At 53.2% G+C, this 18859-nt stretch carries 13 protein-coding genes; 7 read left to right on the forward strand and 6 right to left on the reverse strand.

The annotated features are described in order from the left end of the window. Positions 1-18: 18 nt before the first annotated feature. The 4 genes from ACYVH9_RS06845 to ACYVH9_RS06860 all read left to right on the forward strand — a co-directional run bounded on the left by ACYVH9_RS06845 (position 19) and on the right by ACYVH9_RS06860 (position 4296). The gene (locus ACYVH9_RS06845) at positions 19-1077 is read left to right on the forward strand and encodes a sugar phosphate isomerase/epimerase family protein (RefSeq protein WP_460635553.1); all 1059 of its coding nucleotides are present in this window, start codon (positions 19-21) and stop codon (positions 1075-1077) included. 125 nt (positions 1078-1202) lie between these two features. Beyond that, the gene (locus ACYVH9_RS06850) at positions 1203-1988 is read left to right on the forward strand and encodes an SDR family NAD(P)-dependent oxidoreductase (RefSeq protein ID WP_460635554.1); all 786 of its coding nucleotides are present in this window, start codon (positions 1203-1205) and stop codon (positions 1986-1988) included. A gap of 136 nt (positions 1989-2124) precedes the next feature. Continuing rightward, positions 2125-3420 (forward strand): MFS transporter, encoded by a 1296-nt coding sequence (locus tag ACYVH9_RS06855; RefSeq protein ID WP_460635555.1) that lies wholly within the window; start codon positions 2125-2127, stop codon positions 3418-3420. Positions 3421-3522: 102 nt separating this feature from the next. After that, positions 3523-4296, forward strand: a complete 774-nt coding sequence (locus ACYVH9_RS06860) for an SDR family NAD(P)-dependent oxidoreductase (protein ID WP_460635556.1) — start codon at positions 3523-3525, stop codon at positions 4294-4296. Positions 4297-4335: 39 nt separating this feature from the next. Here ACYVH9_RS06860 and ACYVH9_RS06865 read toward each other — a convergent pair whose 3' ends face one another. Continuing rightward, positions 4336-5235 (reverse strand): EamA family transporter, encoded by a 900-nt coding sequence (locus tag ACYVH9_RS06865; protein WP_460635557.1) that lies wholly within the window; start codon positions 5233-5235, stop codon positions 4336-4338. Positions 5236-5382: 147 nt separating this feature from the next. Here ACYVH9_RS06865 and ACYVH9_RS06870 point away from each other — a divergent pair, with 147 nt between their 5' ends. Together ACYVH9_RS06870 and ACYVH9_RS06875 are read left to right on the forward strand one after the other, a co-directional pair. Then, on the forward strand, positions 5383-6216 hold the full coding sequence (locus ACYVH9_RS06870) for an ion transporter (protein WP_460635558.1): 834 nt from the start codon (positions 5383-5385) through the stop codon (positions 6214-6216). Between the two features lie 133 nt (positions 6217-6349). Next, entirely contained in the window at positions 6350-7036 is a 687-nt protein-coding gene (locus ACYVH9_RS06875) for a hypothetical protein (protein ID WP_460635559.1), read from the forward strand. 103 nt (positions 7037-7139) lie between these two features. Here the strand turns inward: ACYVH9_RS06875 and ACYVH9_RS06880 are convergent, their stop codons facing one another. The 5 genes from ACYVH9_RS06880 to ACYVH9_RS06900 form a co-directional block, all read right to left on the reverse strand. Then, the gene (locus tag ACYVH9_RS06880; protein ID WP_460635560.1) at positions 7140-10124 is read right to left on the reverse strand and encodes a PVC-type heme-binding CxxCH protein; all 2985 of its coding nucleotides are present in this window, start codon (positions 10122-10124) and stop codon (positions 7140-7142) included. A 51-nt stretch (positions 10125-10175) separates the two neighbouring features. Then, positions 10176-11762 carry a family 16 glycoside hydrolase gene (locus tag ACYVH9_RS06885; protein ID WP_460635561.1) on the reverse strand — a complete coding sequence of 529 codons (1587 nt, stop codon included), beginning with the start codon at positions 11760-11762 and terminating at the stop codon, positions 10176-10178. Between the two features lie 132 nt (positions 11763-11894). After that, positions 11895-13403: a RagB/SusD family nutrient uptake outer membrane protein gene (locus tag ACYVH9_RS06890; protein ID WP_460635562.1), complete on the reverse strand. Its 1509-nt coding sequence runs from the start codon at positions 13401-13403 to the stop codon at positions 11895-11897. Positions 13404-13421: 18 nt separating this feature from the next. Next, on the reverse strand, positions 13422-16832 hold the full coding sequence (locus ACYVH9_RS06895; RefSeq protein ID WP_460635563.1) for a TonB-dependent receptor: 3411 nt from the start codon (positions 16830-16832) through the stop codon (positions 13422-13424). A 196-nt stretch (positions 16833-17028) separates the two neighbouring features. Continuing rightward, positions 17029-18036, reverse strand: a complete 1008-nt coding sequence (locus ACYVH9_RS06900) for a FecR family protein (protein ID WP_460635564.1) — start codon at positions 18034-18036, stop codon at positions 17029-17031. Between the two features lie 153 nt (positions 18037-18189). On the opposite strand from ACYVH9_RS06900, the gene ACYVH9_RS06905 reads away from it, so the two are divergent. Then, positions 18190-18786, forward strand: a complete 597-nt coding sequence (locus tag ACYVH9_RS06905) for a sigma-70 family RNA polymerase sigma factor (protein ID WP_460635565.1) — start codon at positions 18190-18192, stop codon at positions 18784-18786. The last annotated feature ends 73 nt before the right edge of the window (positions 18787-18859 follow it).

Here is an 18859-nt window from a genome sequence, read left to right on the forward strand (position 1 = left end):
TTTCAACCCGATACCAGTATGGACAGACGAGATTTTTTGCAACGGGCGGCAGTCGGGGCGTTGGCACTTTCGCTGCCTAAGGTCCCCGCTTTTCTGAAGGATGTACCGATGGGCGTGGTGGTGCATTCGTACGCGAGTCGCTGGAATTCGAAAGTTGAAAGCCAAAAATACCCCGGTTTTACCAACGCACTGGAATTGATTGAGCATTGCAAGGCAATTGGCGCAGGTGGGGTACAGACGGTGGTAAAAGACTGGTCGGCCGACTTTGCCAAAAAAGTCCGTGATGAGCGCGAAAAAAACGGCGTATACCTGGAAGGCTCCATCGGCGTCCCGAAAAATGCCGGACAGGTGGCGACTTTCGAGCAGGAAGTCATCAACGCCAAAGAAGCCGGAGCCACCATTCTGCGGACGGTTTGCTCAACCGGTCGGCGCTACGAAAACTACCATTCGCCGGAAGACTGGCAGACGCTGAAAACAAACGCGCTGACTTCACTCCAGCTGGCCGAGCCTGTGCTGCGCAAGCACAAGGTCAAACTGGCGGTTGAAAACCACAAAGACTGGCGGGGCAACGAGCTGGTGGAAATGCTGAAACAGGTCAACAGCGAATGGATTGGCGCAACAATTGATTTTGGGAACAACCTCGCTTTGCTGGAAGACCCCCTGAAACTGGTCGAGACGCTGGCGCCATATGTTTTCACAACGCACGTCAAAGACATGGGCGTTCAACTGTATCCAGACGGTTTTCTGCTCTCGGAAGTCCCGCTCGGCAACGGTATTCTTGATTTGCCGAAAATGGTTGCCATCTGCAAAAAACACAATCCGAATGTGACATTCAACCTGGAAATGATCACCCGCGATCCCCTGGAGATACCGTGTCGGAAAGATACTTACTGGGCCACCTTCGACGGGATTCCAAAATCAGAAATGGACCGGACGCTGCGGCTGGTAAAACAGCATACTTATAAAGCTGGCCTTCCCAAATTTGCCCAGCTTCCGGCAGAAGATCGGCTGGCAGCCGAGGAGAAAAACATCATTTCCTGCCTTTCTTACAGTAGCAATAAGCTGGGAATGAAATAAGGTTACGGTTTATTGATTACGGTTTTCGCCGGGCCGTCGTTGCGGTTGGCTGACGCACTTTTTTCCATGTGTGTCACTCCCCAAGGAAACTGTAACCGTAAGCCGATACCGTAAACCAATCAACAATGCGAAAAGACGTACTACCTGGAATTAAGCAATTTGATTTAACCGGAAAAGCGGCCATCGTTACGGGCGGTTCCAAAGGGTTGGGACTGGCAATGGCGGCTGGTTTGGCTTCGGCGGGAGCCAATTTGTTACTGGTCAACCGAACCGCCGAAGAAGGAGCCAGAGCCGCCGAAGAACTGAGTAAAGAGTTCGGGATTTCTGCCTATGCGTTTAGTGCCGACATTACGGATCAGGCACAAACGGAAGCGATGGCCAAAGCCGCCCTGGAAGCCTTTGGGCGGATCGACATTCTGATCAACAGCGCGGGCATCAACATCCGGGGACCAATTGACGAACTGACGCTGGCCGATTTCAATAAAGTAATGGAAGTAAATGTGACCGGCACCTGGCTGTGTTGCCGGGCCGTGACACCGTACATGAAGGAAGCCGGACGCGGTAACATCATTAACCTGGCCAGTACGCTCGGTATGGTGGGCCTGTCGAACCGGACGCCCTATACATCCAGCAAAGGGGCGGTGGTTCAGATGACCCGTGCGCTGGGGCTGGAACTGGCACCTTTCAACATCAACGTCAACGCCATTTGTCCGGGACCTTTTCTGACGGATATGAATGTGCCCATTGCCGATACGGAAGAAGGGAAAAAGTTCGTGGTGGGAGCAACGGCGCTGGGGCGCTGGGGCGAACTCCGAGAAATTCAGGGGGCGGCTATTTTCCTCGCCAGCGATGCCGCTACTTACATGATTGGCTCCATGCTCACCGTCGATGGGGGCTGGACGGCAAAATAGTGTATCGGTATACGGTATTTCAGGTTACGCCGGGCCGTCGTTACGGTTGGCGGGCAAGTTCCCTTCATTTTGCTGCTAACGCTGACTGAACATAAACCGTACACCGAAAACCATCAACCGAAAACCGTTAACCGAAATGGAACAAGTCATTGGCAGAACGCCGAAAACCCGCGTGCGTTACGGGATGCTGGCTCTGGTATTCATTAACGTGGTGATCAACTACCTGGACCGCAGCAATTTGTCGGTGGCAGCCTCGGCGTTGAGCAGTGATCTGGACCTGACGCCGGTCGAGATGGGGTATATTTTTTCGGCGTTCGGGTGGACTTATGCGGTTTTGCAGATTCCCGGCGGGTTAGTTGCCGACCGGTTTGGTCCCCGGGTTTTATACGCCTTCTGTCTGATTACCTGGTCGCTGGCTACGTTATTTCAGGGGTTTGCCCGTGGTTTCGCCAGCCTTTTTTCCTTGCGTCTGGCAACGGGCGCTTTTGAAGCGCCTTCCTATCCGATCAATAACCGGATTGTAACAAGCTGGTTTCCGGACAACGAACGGGCAGCCGCTACGGCCATGTACGTGTCGGGGCAGTTCATTGGCCTGGCCTTTCTGACCCCGGTTCTGGTCACGATTCAGTATTATGCGGGCTGGAAAGGGCTGTTTGTCATTACGGGTTTGGTCGGGTTGGTTTGGGGGGTTGTCTGGTACTTTTCGTACCGCGATCCGCTGGAACATACCGGGGTGAATCAGGCCGAACTGGAGTATATTGAAGAAGGGGGTGGGTTGTTTCGGGGCCAGAAAAGAGGAGTGGCACCCGCTAAAGTATGGAGTTGGGCGAATATCAAACTGGTTTTCAGTGGCCGGACGCTTTGGGGCGTGTATGTGGCTCAGTTTGCGGTCAACGCCACGCTCTGGTTTTTCCTGACCTGGTTCCCGACGTATCTGGTCAAATACCGCGGACTGGATTTTATCAAGTCCGGCTACCTCGCTTCGATTCCGTTTCTGGCGGCCTGCGCCGGTGTGTTGTTGTCCGGTTTTCTGTCCGACAATCTAGTAAAACGGGGCTGGAACGTGAGTGCCGCCCGCAAAACGCCGATCATCGTTGGGCTTATTTTGTCGGTCAGTATTGTCGGAGCGAATTACACCAACGATACCGCATTCATCATTTTCTTCATGGCGTTCTCCTTTTTTGGTGCCGGAATGGCCTTAATCTCCTGGGTATTCGTATCATTATTGTCGCCCAAGCACCTGATTGGGTTAACCGGGGGCGTTTTCAATTTTATGGGTAATCTGGCGTCGATCATTGTGCCAATTGCCATTGGTTACCTGGCCAAAGATGGAAATTTCAAACCGGCCCTGGTTTTTATTGGCGCGTTGGGGTTGATCGGGGCCTGTTCCTACATTTTCCTGGTTGGCAAAATCGAGCGGAGGGGGGAATAAGATAAAATAGATAAGAGAGAATAGACAAGAGAAGATAGAACAACGCAATACAAAATCCAAAGTCTATCTTCTCTTGTCTATCCTTTGCTCTACCAAATAAAAATGAGCTATACAACTAACTTTCCTGACCGGTTTCAAGGCCAGGTAGTCATTATTACCGGCGGAGCCGACGGTTTGGGAAAATCCATTGCGATGCGGCTTGGCGCAGAAGGCGCTTCGCTGGCGTTGTTTGATCGAAATGCCGCTCTGCTGGAAAGCACCGCGCAGGAGCTAACAGCCCTGCATATTCCCGTTCGGACGTATGTCGTGGATGTTTCGCAGGACGAACCGGTGAAAGACGCGGTTGCCCAAACCGTTGCGGATTTTGGTAAAATTGATGTCGTTGTGCATTCAGCGGGCATTGTTGGCCCCACCAGCACCCGCATCACCGAATACGAAACCGTTGATTTCGCGAAAGTTATCGCAGTTAATTTGTTCGGGAGCTTTTTAATCACCAAATACGCCGTTGCGCACATGGCTGAACGGGGCTACGGCCGGATTCTGCTGATCGCGTCCATTGCGGGCAAGGAAGGCAATCCGGGGATGGTGGGGTATTCGACCAGCAAAGCCGGCGTGATCGGGTTGGTAAAAGCCATCGCCAAGGAATACGCCACCGCCGGAATAACCGTCAACGGGCTGGCACCCGCCGTGATCCGAACCGCCATGAACGCCGATACCGCGCCTGAGCAACTGGCCTACATGACCGCCAAAATTCCAATGGGTCGTTTGGGTGAACCCGACGAAGTGGCCGCCATGGCTAGTTTTATCGTGTCGCCGGAAAACAGCTTTTCAACCGGTTTTATCTACGATATTTCAGGGGGCCGGGCAACGTATTGATGCATAGGCAGTGTTGCAGATGGCCTGTCTTGCTGAATGTCAAAAGGCGGGTTCTCGTTTTTTTACGGTCAACAGAATTACGGTTAATAAAATCAGCAGACCGCCCAGCCAGTCGATGTAACCAAACGAAATATTCAGCCACACAATGGAAAGCAGCGTGGCCGACAATGGTTCGACGGACGACAGTAGGCTGGCGGTTTCGGCGCCAATCAGTTTGACGGATTGCAGGAAAAACGAAAAGGCAATAACCGTGCCCAGTAGAATGACGGCTACCAGTGACAGGTAGGTGTAAAGATCCCACTGACCCGAAGTGTTCCAGGGGGCATGAATGAAACTAAAAGCCGTACCGCCGAGCAGCATTCCCCAGCCAGTGACGATCATGGGGTCGTAGCGACTCAGCAAGCGCATCGGCTGGATGGTATAAAAAGCGAGTCCCAGAGCCGCGGCCAATCCCCAGAACAAAGCCTCACCCGAGATGGAAAGGCTGTCGAAACGACCGTGCGTCACCAGTAGAAACGTACCGAGCGTGGCCATAAAAACCGCCAGATACTGAAAGGGAGCGGGCCAGGTACGGTTTCGGAAAGCCAGGTAAATGACGATCAGCACGGGCCCAATGTATTGCAGGATGGTGGCGGTGGCGGCATTGGAATATTCAATAGCGGCAAAATACGTATACTGCACGGACGAAATGCCGATCAGTCCAAAGATCAGGATGTCGATGATGTCCGTGTTATTTTTCCAGATTTGGCTGACTGCTGGTCCTTTGCGGATATAGGCCATTGTGAGCAGAATCACGCCCGAAACTAACAACCGAACCGTTACCAGCCATTCGGTGTCGATACCCCGATGGTTGAACAGGAACTGGGCAAATGCCCCGGAAATACCCCAAAATGTGGCCGCAACGATGGCCAATAAAAAACCAATCCACTGTTTTTTCATCGAAAGTTCTTCGTTGACAAGCGGCAAAAGTAGGGTAGTCCGTTCAAAATAAGGTTGTTCTTTTTAGCGATCGCGCTTATTTTTCTGACTGATAAAACCCGTTGACCGTCTGCCTGGTTAAAATTGGGTTTAAACGAACGTTCACGCATGGCCACAACCACCCCCAAACGTCCTCGTACGCCCTGGCGCAGTCGTTTGCATGAGGTTATTTTTGAATCGGATACATCCGCCGGAAAAGCATTTGATATCGCCCTGATCGGGAGTATCCTGGTGAGCGTCACGGTGGTCATGCTGGAAAGTATGGCCAATGTACGAGCACGGTATGGCGATCTGCTGAGCCAGGTGGAGTGGTTCTTTACCGTGTTGTTCACTATCGAGTATATGTTGCGGCTGTTGAGCGTAAAACGGCCTTTGCATTACGCCACCAGCTTTCTGGGAATAATTGATATCCTGGCCATTCTGCCGACCTACCTGAGTTTGTTTATACCGGGCACGCAGTACCTGTTCACCATTCGGATTTTGCGTTTACTGCGCATTTTTCGAATTCTTAAGCTTTCCGAATACCTGTCAGAAGCCTCTATCATTGTCTCGGCCCTCAAAGCCAGCCAACGCAAAATCAGCGTTTTTATCCTGACGGTATTGACGTTGGTCGTCATCATTGGGTCTATTATGTACATCATCGAGGGGGAGGAGCACGGTTTTGACAGCATTCCGACGAGCATTTACTGGGCCATTGTAACCCTAACAACCGTTGGCTACGGCGATCTGTCTCCGCAAACTCCGGCGGGCAAGGCGCTGGCTTCGCTGGTGATGATTATTGGTTACGGGGTCATTGCGGTTCCAACCGGGATTGTCACGGTCGAGATTTCACAGGCGGCTCAGAAGTTTCAGAAAGTGTCGGCCCAGGCGTGCCCATCGTGTGGGCGGGAAGGGCACGACGCCGATGCGGTTTTCTGTAAGTATTGCGGGCACCATTTATGACGTGGTTGCCACGGTTGCGGGAGTCGGACAATTAGCAATGCCGTACCAATTGAGCCGGTTTTTGTGTGTTTTTTGTCATATGATTACAACCGAATCCGTCAGGGGCGGGTCCGTTCGTATAAACGATAAACCCATGAAGTTGACTTTAAGTGGATTCCTGCTCCTAATGACCGTTCTGGTCAGCTGCCAATTCGATTCTCCGGTAGATCCCCTAACTACTGGTCCAGAACCCGAACCTTACAAAGTTGTTCGAGATAGTGTGATGACAGGTAGCTACTTAGGCATCGCCATCGACGAAGAAGCAGCTTCGGTATACCCTAAAATACAAGCCCTGCAAGCCACAAAAGGGGTGAGCGGCCTTCATATTGTCAGCAATATTTTTTCGGATCTTGGCAGCCTTGAAAAACGCATTCCACTTTACCAGTACATTCTGCTTGACGAAAAACCCGGTTCGGGTACGGGAGTGCAGATAACCATCGAAAATCAGTCGGTCAAAGTCATTTACCTGAACGATGGAAAGAAACTCAGCCAGTGGCCCGAAAAGCGCAACGCCAGCTCGTCCGTGCGCATTGGGGATTCAGTTACCTCCTTGTACGCAAAGCTGGCTACGATCAGCGACCTAAAGGCTTACCGAAATAAGTTTCAGCGGATTTCGCTGTTGACCAAGAATCTGGCAACGGGCTACGATACGGGCATGGGCCAATCCCCGCAATGGTACTTCGGGTATTCGACCGGCCAGGACGAGATGGATCAGATTCAGGTTCATTTCCGGGCGGGTAAGGTTAGCAAGATTTACGTAGACCATTACTCCAAATACTGATCGAGCTGATTTTTAGACTAATTTTTGGAACCGATGCTTGAAATCCGGGCCACTTTGATAGATTGGAACTTACCAAAGCGGCCCGGACCGGTATAAAGAAATCCTATTTGCTCCCCAACTCGCTCAGGAACCGAATCAAATCCCGTACCTCTTCTTCCGAATACGCATCCATCAGACCTGGGGGCATCAACGAACCCGTTTCGGTTTGCTTCGCGAGTTCTTTTTTGTTAACCATCCGGCTTTTGGGCGAATCAGTAGTTTTGATCTGAATGGCTTCCGGCGTTTCAAACACCTTGATGCCCTGAATGATTTCGCCTTTTTTCGTTTCCACCTGCACCCGGTTGTATCCTTCCTTGATGTTCTGATTGGGCCATAACACCTCCGTGATAATCTCCCGTGACGACAGGCCCCGGCCCACTGCCGACAGATTTGGCCCGATGGTGCCGCCCTTACCGTTCAGCGCGTGGCAGGCCGCACAACTCGGATTCGCCCGGTAGATCAGTTCTCCCCGCCGGGCGTCACCCTGTTCCTGAACGGCTTTGGCCAGTTTTTCGACGTATTCCGGGCTGTACTGACGCGAAACGATCGTTCGTTCTTCGGCCATTTTGTTTAGGCGGTTGTTCAACTCGGGCGCGTCAATTCCTTTGCTAGCCAGGGCTTCCAGCACCAGCCGGGCCTGCGGTTTTGCAAGAGCGGTTTTACTCAGCTGGGCCGACAGGGCCTTGATGCCGCCCCGCTGGTCGATGAGGGGCGTGATGAAGGCCCGCACGGCTTCGCCCGAAAGATCCGACTTTTGTATTTCTTTCACGGTAGCTGCGGCTGCCAGGGCCACGTCCAGCTCGCTCAATCCCTGCAACGACGCCAGCCGGATCATGCGCGGGGTTTCGGGCGCAGCCGCCAGCTTTTGCAGCAACGGCAAAACCGTCCGGCCTTTCAGCTCAACCAGGGCTTTCAATCCTTCCGCCCGAATGCGCTGATCGGTTTGGTTGTTCATTGTCCGCGCATGAATGATCGGTGCTGCCGAAGTAATTTTCCATGCTTTGGCCAGATGAATCGCGGCTATAGTCACCTCGGCGGTTTTTGATGACAGGCTTTTCTGGACAGAACTGGCGGCCAACGGCGAAACGGTCCGGGCTTCCAGTTTGCTCAAGTTTTCGAGCAAGCCGGCATCCGCCTGAACGGATGGCTGGCCCAAAACAAAGTCGATATCAGCCGCATTTCCGCTGGTCGCCAGACTCAGCAACAAGCTTCGCCGAACCTCCGGCGCTAGATTTTCAAGGCCCGCCAGCTGCCGAAATTGTGCTGGTTTGTACCACGAAGGCGGCAGCACGCTCACGAGCCAGGCCAACTGCGCCGGTTTTTGGAACGCTACTTTGCCGGTTTGCAAAGCGGGTTCCCAAACCGGTTGCAACGCATGAGCGGTTTTGTTTAGCGCATACCGCAGGAACTTGTCCATCGGGCGGTCGAGCACCCACGTCGCCAGCGCCATTGCTTCGGGGGTGTGAACATTGCTGATGGCCACCAGCGCTTCCAGCCGAACCCGCGCATTTTCGTCCTGGATCAGCGGTTCCAGTAGGGCCAGTGGATTCGGCAACCGGTCGGCCCAACGACCCGTAACGTGGGCTGCGTAGGCCCGTGCTCCCGGTTCTTTGCCGGTTGCGAGTTGCCGGAGCAACGATTCCTGAACCAGCTCATGGCTTTCAAAAACGCCGAGCGCTTCCATCAGGTGATGCTCGTGAGTTGCGTCATTTGGATTTAGTTTTTCAACCCATTCGGTTAAAGCCAGTCGTACTTCGGTCAGCGGTTTTTCGGCCAGCACCCGCTTGACATGATACCGTATCCAATGCTCGTCGGATTTCAGATGGTCCAGCAACACCGCAGCGGGTTGCCCGGCCAGTTTTGGCGGCTGGACGAGCGGGCGACCGGTAGCCGTAATGCGCCAGATGCGACCATGTGTTTTGTCGCGGTCGGGGTGACGCATGGAAGCCTGATAATGCCCAATAATTGGGTTGTACCAATCCAGTACGTAAAGCGCTCCATCAGGACCAACCTTAATATCAATGGGCCGGAAACTGCGACTGGATGAACTCAGAATGGGATCGAGCAAGCGGGCCATGTAGCCCGAAGAATCATTGCTGACCCGCATCCGTTCGATTTTATTGTTGTAATAACCGGCAATGACAAAATCGCCTTTGAGGTCATCGGGCAAGTGTTTCGTTCGGATAATCTCAATGATTGAGCCTTTGATCACCAGCTTGCCAATGGGCGGCAGCAGCGCGCGGTGAGACGTTTTGACCAGCCCCGGAACGGTATAAAACAGTTCAGGATCGTTGGCTTTGTGGAACATCTCGCCCCACTCGCCGAAGTTCATCCCCCAGGGATTGACGCTGGCCGTGGAACCGTCCAGAAAGTTGTCGAGTTGTCGGCGTAGCGGCCGGTACCGCCAGATGGCCGCCCGGTCGGCTTTTTCGACGCCCCAGGCCGTTTCGACGCGGCTGTAGATGCTGTGTCCCTGCGAAAAAAACAACTCCCCGCCCGGACTCCAGAGAAAGGAGTTGATGGTCTGGTGCGAATCATGCGTTCCAAATCCGGACATCAACACGTCCCGCGTATCGGCTTTGCCGTCGCCGTCGGTGTCTTTCAGAAACACCAGTTCAGTCTGCTCGCCCAGATACACCCCGCCGTGGCCGAGTTCAAACCCGAGCGGCATCATCAGACCGTCCGCAAAAACGAAGGATGTATCGGCTTTGCCGTCGCCGTTGCGGTCTTCCAGAACGAAGAGTTTATCGGACGGTTTTTTACCGGGTTCCAGTTGCGGATAGGAGGGAATAGTCAGCACCCACAAGCGGCCCTTTTCGTCCCATCGCATGGCGCAGGGATCGGCAATGCCGAGTTCTTCGGACGCGAAAAGCTCGATCTTGTAGCCCTCGGCGAGTTGAAATGACTTGAGTTCAGCCGCCACCGAGTTATCGGTTTCCGCCGGAGATACGGACATGGGATTGATATTCTGGGCCAGGCCAACCTGAATCTGGCTGGTAAAGAGCAGCAAAGCAAACGAAAAGGCAACGGTTTTATGAACAAGAGTCATCAGACACAAAATTCAGGTAGTAGGAAATAATTCGTTCGGTAAGAAGTGGCTCTATCGCACCGGAGCCAGCTTTTTTTGTTCGTTCCAGATTTGTTGTTCCGCTTCCCGAATCAGGGGTTCGAAGGTTTTCATCTCTTCGGGAAAAATCCGGCGGGTTTTGTCCTGCCAGTCGTGGCTGAATGGCTGCGTTGTTCGGTCGCCGTTCAGAAAAGCCCAGTTGCTGGGTCGCCAGTAGTTAAACCACAGCTCGTTTTTCTTCTGCACCTCCTGCTGGAGCGCAGCCAGCGTCCCGGAACGTTTTTCGGGGGCATTCAGGGCTTGCAGGATCAGATCAGCCACCAGTTGCTGGCCCTTCTTGTTGAGGTGAAAACCGTCGGTGGTCAGCGAGCCAAACGTAGCCGATGCCCGGATGGGGTGGAAGAGGTCGATGTAGTCATACCCTTCGGTTTGCGCCAGCTCCCGAATGGCGTCTGCGTATTTTTCGACCGGTGCGGTGTTCATCGGGTTGTCTGATTTGCCTAGTGGCGTCAGGGGTAATCTGTTTTGTTCGAACGGAACGGGCGAAAGCAGCACAATTTGCCGATCTGGCTTCCGAATGCTATCGAGTAATTTCTGGTACGCATCGATAAACCGCGGCAGGGCTTTCACACCGTCCAGCGACTCCATTTGCCCGAACTGAACAAAAACCGTATTGACGCCCAGGCTATCCAGGTTGCGACTCCAGCTGCCAAAGCCAACATCCCGGAATTGCTCATAAACTGTGTCGCCATCCCAGCCGAGGTTCCAGATGCGCAGTTGAGTGGTGGGGTGGGCCGCGTAAAGCAAAGTTTCCAGAATACCGTCTTTTCGCATCGCGGCAATGTTGGCTCCTCCAGTCAGTGCGATGATGTGGCCCGATTGAAACGTTGGCACGGCGTTGCTCTGGCGCTTGTCCAGCGGAAGTTTCAACTGATTGTTCAATTGTGCTTCGGTTAATCCGGCGAGTTCGATTTTCGGATTGTGTACCAGCTTGTTGATCTTGTACGCAACGGTTTGCGGGTTTCCGCTGTGAATCTGGAGCGCAATGTAACCCGATGCATCGCCACCAGGATCTTTGATGGCAACGGCCAGTTTGCCATTAATGGCCGTCCAGATCCGGTCGCCCACGGCCAGAATTTCGTAATGATTCCACTGGCCACGTTTGACGGCTTTTTCGCCCCGGTCCGACCAGTCCAGCTTTTGCCGTCCGTGTTCGTGGTAGAGTCGTGCCCAGACATCCTTGCCCATATCAGCCTGGTATCCCAGCGCCTGCCCCGACGCATCCGCTTTCTGAGAACGAAACTGGATTCCGGCGTTGCACTCGTCCGGATCGAGTTTTACATCAATACTGAGGTGGAAATCCGCCACTTTGACTGACGACCAGAGGAATTTGTTTTTATCGACTTTCTGATCGGCCCGGCCCACGATGGCCCCGTTTTTTACCGACCAGTATTGCTTGTCAACGGCTGACCAGCCGGTTAAATCCCTACCGTTGAAAAACGTTTTGTCGACCCGTGGTTGAGCCTGACCCACAAAAACCGTGAGGGCAAAAATGCACGGAAGTAGCCGGTGCAAAAAGGAACGACGAAAACCGTTGTCGAAGAGTTGGAGAAAGGTCATACAAGTATGGGTCAGGTTAAAAAAGCCTCCTCAACCGGGCGTTGGAGAGATTTGGAATCGCAAATCTAAACCTGTCAGGTCTGGGCGACCCCGTCTGGGCGACCTGACAGGTTTGGAATAGAAAAAACGTTACTAATACCCCGGATTTTGCTTCAAATCCGGATTGATGATGATTTCGCCAATGGGAATGGGGTATAGCACATCCCGTTCCGTGACGTTAAAAGCCGTCGCAGCTGGTCCGCTATCCGCCGGGTAGTAATATTTCTGTGGATTCGCTTTCACCCGGGCACCGTACTCACTCATCGTCTTGACGGCCAGTCCGCTGCGGACCAGATCACGCCAGCGTTTGTTCTCAAAAGCCAGCTCGATCCGGCGTTCGCGCCAGATGGCCTCGCGCAGGGTTGTCTGGGCCGTTGCAGTGGTTGTGGGGAGCCCCGCCCGCGCCCGGACCTGATTCAGAAAGCCGGTCGCATCGGCTGATTTGCCCTGTTCGTTGGTGGCTTCGGCCAGCATCAGCAGCACTTCCGCGTACCGGTAAACGGGCCAGTTAACACCCGTTTCGCCGTAACGCGCATGCGGGTGCTGGTATTTTTTGATGTACGGCGTGTTTCGGTAGGTAATGCCTACCAGTGGCGACGGCCCGGAGTAAAAACCGATGGATGCTTTGTACCGCTTATCCTTGAGTGTATCCTCATAAGCCGCCAGCAAATCGGGCGTTGGCGTGTTAAAACAGCCATCTGTATTAGACGCCGACGGTTTGACGCCCGTAATTACGGACGGATCGGCCAGGACGGGCAAAAACCGGTAGGGCAAATAATTACTGACGGCCTGTGAGGTCCCTTCGGCGTATTGCACGTCGAAAATGATTTCGCTGTTTGTTTTGTTCGACGGTTTATAAATGTCGGCGTATTCCGGCAGCAACGCGTATCCTTGTGGAGCCACCTGTTTTAACGCCGTTTCGGCGTCGGCCCAGCGCTTCTGGTTGAGGTAAACGTCTCCCAGCAGCGTGTAGGCTGCGCCCGATGCCATTCGGCCGGGCGTCTGAGCGGCTTTGGTGGGCAACAGGTTGGTAGCCTGTTCCGCATCGGCAATGATTTGTTTGTAAACCTCGTCGCTGCTGGCCCGGGGCTTGAACGTGCTTTGGTACGAAGCCGCCGGTTCCAGAAAAATGGGCACCCCCCCAAAGTTTTTCAGCAAATCGAAGTAAGCGAAAGCGCGCAGGTAATACGCCTGCCCCTTCAGATTGTCTTTGGAGGGCTGGTCAAAAGCCACGGCGTCGATGGTACTCAGCACCTGGTTGGCGCGGGCAATAATCAGGTAATCGTTGGTCCATTTTCCGGCGGTATTGCGGTTGTTGTTTTCCAGCGTAAAGGTCGAGGGGTCTTCTTCCGGTTTGGGGCCGCGTTGGGCAATGTTGAACACAAAGTGCGTGTTGTCCGAGCGCATTTCGTTCAGCACCCAATCCTGGTTATAGAGGCCCTGCAAGGGGGCATAAATGCCGCCGACGGCCTGCTCAAAATCTGCCTTCGATTGGTAAAAACTGGCCGGTGTCAACACGGTTTCGGGAACAACGTCCAGAAAATCAGTGCAGGAACTAACCGTTAGTAACAAAATTCCTGCGAGTATCGCTTTATTTTTCATGGTAAATCGGAGTAAGGTTTAAAAACCGACATTGACGCCCAGGGTAACGGTTCGGGGAACCGGGTACGAATTTTCGTCGATGCCCGGCGAGCTGCCGCTGGCCGAATTTCGGGTGTTGACTTCCGGGTTGGGACCGGGGTAATTGGTGAAAATGAAGGCGTTCTGCGAACTGGCGTACACCCGCAGTCGGCGAATCGGGCCGTTGTTTTTCAGCGGGAGCGTGTAGCCAACCGTGATATTTTTAACCGACAGGAAACTGCCATCTTTGATGTAGCGCGTGTGCCAGCGGTCACGTTCGAGGTAGGTGGTGCCTTGCTTGGTGCTGCCGTACTTGCCCGCGCCGGGGTTTTCCGGCGACTTCCAGCGGTCTTTCACTTCCTGCAACACATTGAAAACCCCGTCCAGGTTGGTCGTCCAGTTCTCGTAGTGCGTCAGAATATCGTTGCCGTAGGTGCCGGTGAGGGTGAGTGATCCGTCAAAGTTGCCGTAGCTGAACGTGTTGGTCATTCCGAAAATGAACTTCGGCCAGGGATTGCCAATGTCGGTATAATCTTCCGGGAAGGTGATTTTGCCGTCGCCGTTCAAATCCCGGAATTTGATGGTGCCTACCTGCGAGTCGGCGTATTTAGGCGAGTTGTCGAAGTCGGCCTGGTTGACGTAAACCCCGTCCTGAACTGCGCCGTAGAAGAGGCCCACCGGGCGACCCACCTGCGACCGGTGGCTGTAAAAACCGTAGCTCAGGATGCCGTGAAACAACGCCGTGGTCTCTTTGGTAGAAAGGCTGACGGTTTCGTTGCGGTCGAACGAAATATTGAAGTTGGTATTCCACGAAAACCGTTGGGTATTAACGTTGTACGTATTGATGCCGAATTCGTGCCCCCATAATTTCAACTCCCCGATGTTGGTCTGGATATTGCTGAATCCGGACGACTGCGGAACGGCCACGTTGAAAAGCAGGTCGCTGGAGCGCGTCGAATAGTAATTATACGTCAGCTGGATGCGGTCGTTCAGGAAATATACATCGGCCCCGAGGTTAAATTGTTTCTTGCGTTCCCAACCAAGCGCATTATCGCCCAGATTCGTCGTAGCCCGGCCCTGAAACAGGCTGTTGTTGAAGGCGTAAAAAACTGGACTGATGGTGGAGCGAAAGGTGTAATTGCCGATGTCGAAGTTGCCGGTGGTGCCGTAGCTGGCGCGAACTTTCAGAAACGAAATAGGCTTGAAGGTCCAGAAATCCTCCTTCGACACGATCCAGCCTACCGAAGCGGAAGGGAAATTACCCCAGCGGTTGTCGGGGCCAAACCGCGACGAACCGTCGCGCCGGACGGAGGCCGTCAACAGGTATTTATTTTTATAGTTGTAATTCAGCCGCGCCAGATAGGAGAGGAGCGACCACTCCTGCACACCACTGGAGACCACCACCCGACCGGCGGCACTGACAGCCTGAATCTTGTCGTCGGCGTAGTTGCTGGCCGTCACCAGCGTGCTTTCGCCCCGGTAGCGTTGCGCCGTAAAATCCACCAGCGCGTCGATGTTGTGGCCGTTTATGTCGGTCTGGTACATCAATGAGTTCTCGTTCACCCAGTTGTACGAACGCCCGGTATTATCAGAGCCAAACGGGATGCGGGGCGGGGGCGTAAACATCACGCCAATCGTGGACGGGTTAAACTGGAACACATTGGAATTACCCGTTTGTACATTCACCGTCGTTTTGGCCGTTAGTCCTTTCAGAATGCGGTATTCCACAAAAGCGTTGGAGAGCAATTGCAGATTTTTGCCCCGGTATACTTTTTCTTTGGCAACGCGCAACCAGTTGGGGTTGCCAAAGGTGGCGGGGTCCGAAGCCGTCAGCGCCAGGCTGCCATCTGGATTGTATGGGCTGGCTAAGGGTGTAGTGGCCAGGGCCGCCGAAACGATGTTTTCAGAACCGTAAGGACCGCCGTCGGTGGCAAAATTGGTGTTGGTCGCGTAATTTGGGGCTAGGTTAAAACCGATTCTAACCTTTTCGCTGGGCGTAAAAATGGAGTTGACGCGCAGCGAAAGCCGTTGGTAACCGGTTCCAACGATGGTACCTTCCTGGCTGAAATACCCCCCGGTGACCGATGTGCTGAAGTTTTTCATGCCCGCGTTGACGGTCAGGTTGTAACTCTGGATGGCCGCCGTCTGCGTGATGGCGTTGTACCAGTCGGTGCCTTTGCCGGCGTACTGTTCGGGATTCTGAAAAACCGCATTCACCGGGCGACCGTTTTCGGCGGCAATCTCCTTCTGGAACTGCGCGTATTCCTGCGCGTTCATCATTTTCAGGCGACGTGTTTGCGGAATCCGCTCAAAACCATAGTAGGCATCAAAATCAATCAGCGTTTTGCCCGGAACGGCCGATTTGGTGGTGATCAGCACGACACCATTGGCCGCCCGGGATCCGTAGAGTGACGAGGCTGCGGCATCTTTCAAAACCGTAATGCTTTCAATTTCAGCGGGATTGATGGTGTTGATGTTGCCGGAAATGGGCATGCCATCGACCACGTACAGCGGGTCGGCCCCGGCGGTGATCGACACGGCACCCCGGATTTTGATGTTCATGCCTTCGCCGGGCCGCCCCGACGTCTGATCAATGCGGACCCCGCTCAGTTTACCCTGGAGCATTTGCCCTACCTGGGCCACGGGTGCGTCTTTCAGTTGTTTTTCGGAGATGGTTGAAATCGCCCCGGTAATGTCTTCTTTCTGCTGCGTTCCGTAGCCCACCACGACCACTTCTGCCAGCGCCTTCGTATCGGTTTGCAGCAGCACATTGACCGTAGACTGTTTACCCACCACCACTTCCTGCGGCAGATAACCGACGAATGAAAACACCAGCGTAGCACTTTCGTCCGGCACCGTCAGCGTGTATTGCCCTTCGGCGTTGGTGGTGGTGCCGCGCTGGGCGCCCTTGATGACCACACTGACGCCGGGCAGCGCTTCACTCTTTTCATCGGTTACTTTTCCCGAAATTGTTAAATCAGGTTTTGGCGGGATCGGAAGCGGCTGGATTTCCCGGATAATTTCGGCAGGGTACAGAAACGTGGTCTTTTTCCGGTTTCGTTTGAGAACAATCTGGTCATTTGTGGATTTATACGCGATTTGAAGTGGCAATAGCAACCGGTCAAGCACCGCCGAAAGCGGCTCATTGAGCGCCGTAATGCTTACTTTTTCATCAACCGGAATCAGACTCCGGCTGTAGGCAAACCGGACGTTGGCCCGGCTTTCAATTTCAGAAAGTGCCTTTTGCAGAGGAATATTATCTGCTTTTAAACTAATGTTTCGTTTGAGCAGGTCCTGCGCATCAGACTCCCGGGCGTAGGCCACGGCTGTAATCAGTCCGATCAGCAGGAGTTGGAGCACCGATAACCGCATAATGAGGTATGCCGTCTTGCTTTTTAGAAAAAAATGCATAGGTTTGGGTGGTTAAATTGAACAATAAGAAGCCGTTCATCACCTTCCGGGTGACGAGGTTTGGAGAGCTTGTTCAGAGTCAGGAGTGCCGCAATCACTCCTGATTTCCTTTAAAAGCCAGCGAAGGGTTTTGATTTTTGTTGCTGCATAGAAGGGTTTTACTGGGTTTAGGAATTGATACTGCCGGTTTTCTGATTTACTCTACGTTACCACAGCCCTCGCCGTCGATGACAATGCTGTCGCCCCGCATTTCGTACGTGGCTTCCACCATCTGGGTGGTTATATCCAGAATCTCCGATAATCGATTGTGATCAAAAGTGGCTTTCAATCGGCAATTGGCTAACCGGGAGTTCGCCAGTCGGACTTTGATTCCGTAGCGCTTCTGGAGCCGGATGGCAATTTCCGACAACTTTTCATCTTCGAACGTAAGCGAAATGGGTTGCCAGGTTTCCACTTTTTCCCGGAACCGGGAGAATTCTATGGACGTAAGCCGTCCTGATGTTGCCTCAAAAACCGCTTGCTGGCGGGGTTGGAGTAACACGGTTTTTTCTTTTCCGGCGTTGTCCGGCGCTGAAACGGACACTTTTCCGGTCACTACGGAGACTTCATAACGGGATTGGTCCGGGCTGGTTTTTACATTGAAGCTCGTACCCAATACTTTGATGATGAGTGAATTACTTTTGACGTAAAATGGCCGGGAAGCATCTTTGGTAACATCAAAAAACGCTTCGCCTTCGATGCTGACCTCCCGTGCGGTTTCGGAAAACGCCTGTCTTGTGTACCGAATTTTAGCTTCCGGGTTGAGCCAAACTTGGCTGCCATCGGGCAGCTGATGCCGGACAACCTGCCGTTTGGTATTGACGAGGGCCGTGGTACTGGCCGTGGTTTCCGTTGCCGACGGCTGGCCGCTGGGGTAAAAAAACAAGACCAGGCCGCTTACCAGAATGATTACGGCCGCCACCGCATACCGCCAGAAAGTCGGCACTATTCGACGCACATGGCTGTTGGACGGAATGTCGTCGGGATTTTGATGAATGATAGCCTGTATTTTTCGAAAGTGCTGATCCTGGTGAAAACTGCCCGGAGCGGCCTCCCCTTCGTGCAGGGTTGCATACCAACGCTCCACGTGTTCCGCTTCTTCGGCGCTACAGGCTCCTTCCAGGTATTTCTTTAGCAACTCGGGCGAAATGGTGGGCTGGCTCATACGGTCGTTGGTCAATACACAGAATGACAAGCATCTTTATCCATAAGACGCAGAAAAGACCAGCGACCCTGGTGGAATTTGATGAAAATTTATAATAAATAAAATACTGTCTGAAACTTAGTATAATTGCATTCGTCCTGTATTTTAACGAAGATGCAAACCCCGTACCGTGACAACAGCGCTGATGCCTTGTGGCAACTGGTGAAGACGGAAGCCGATACATTGGCTTTTGCGGAACTGCACGTTCGTTTTGCCGAAAAGCTGTATGCGCTGGCTTACCGAAAAACCGGCGATCGGGTGGTGGCCGAAGATCTGGTGCAGGATTTATTCGTGACCCTCTGGATACGGCGCGAAACCATTTTCGTGGAAAAAGCCGTGCACGTGTACCTATTCTCGGCCTTGAAAAACCGCATCATTTCCCACTTGCGGAAGCAACTGCTGTACAAATCCGTCCCGTTGGACGATGTTTTTTCGGAAGTGACGGTTTCCCACGCAGCCAACGTTGTACAGGACTGGGTTCAGGCCCGGGAGGCTCAGGAAGTATACTCCCGGGAATTGAAAAAACTGCCCGAGAAAAGTCGTGAAGTGTTTGAACTGAGCCGCAGTGGGCTTGCAAACAAAGAGATTGCAGAACAGCTCGGATTAGCCGAAAAAACCGTTGAATTTCACATCAGCAAATGCCTGCGTATTCTGCGCGTCAAGTTGTTGTACAGCCTCGGTATTATTGCGACGCTGGTTTTTATCCCCTAATCGTTCGGCTGTGGTTGCAGTTGCCAAGTCCGAAAGACTTGACTCCGGAAAACCTCCTGGATCATCCATCGTT

This window comes from Larkinella harenae (genome assembly GCF_054780515.1).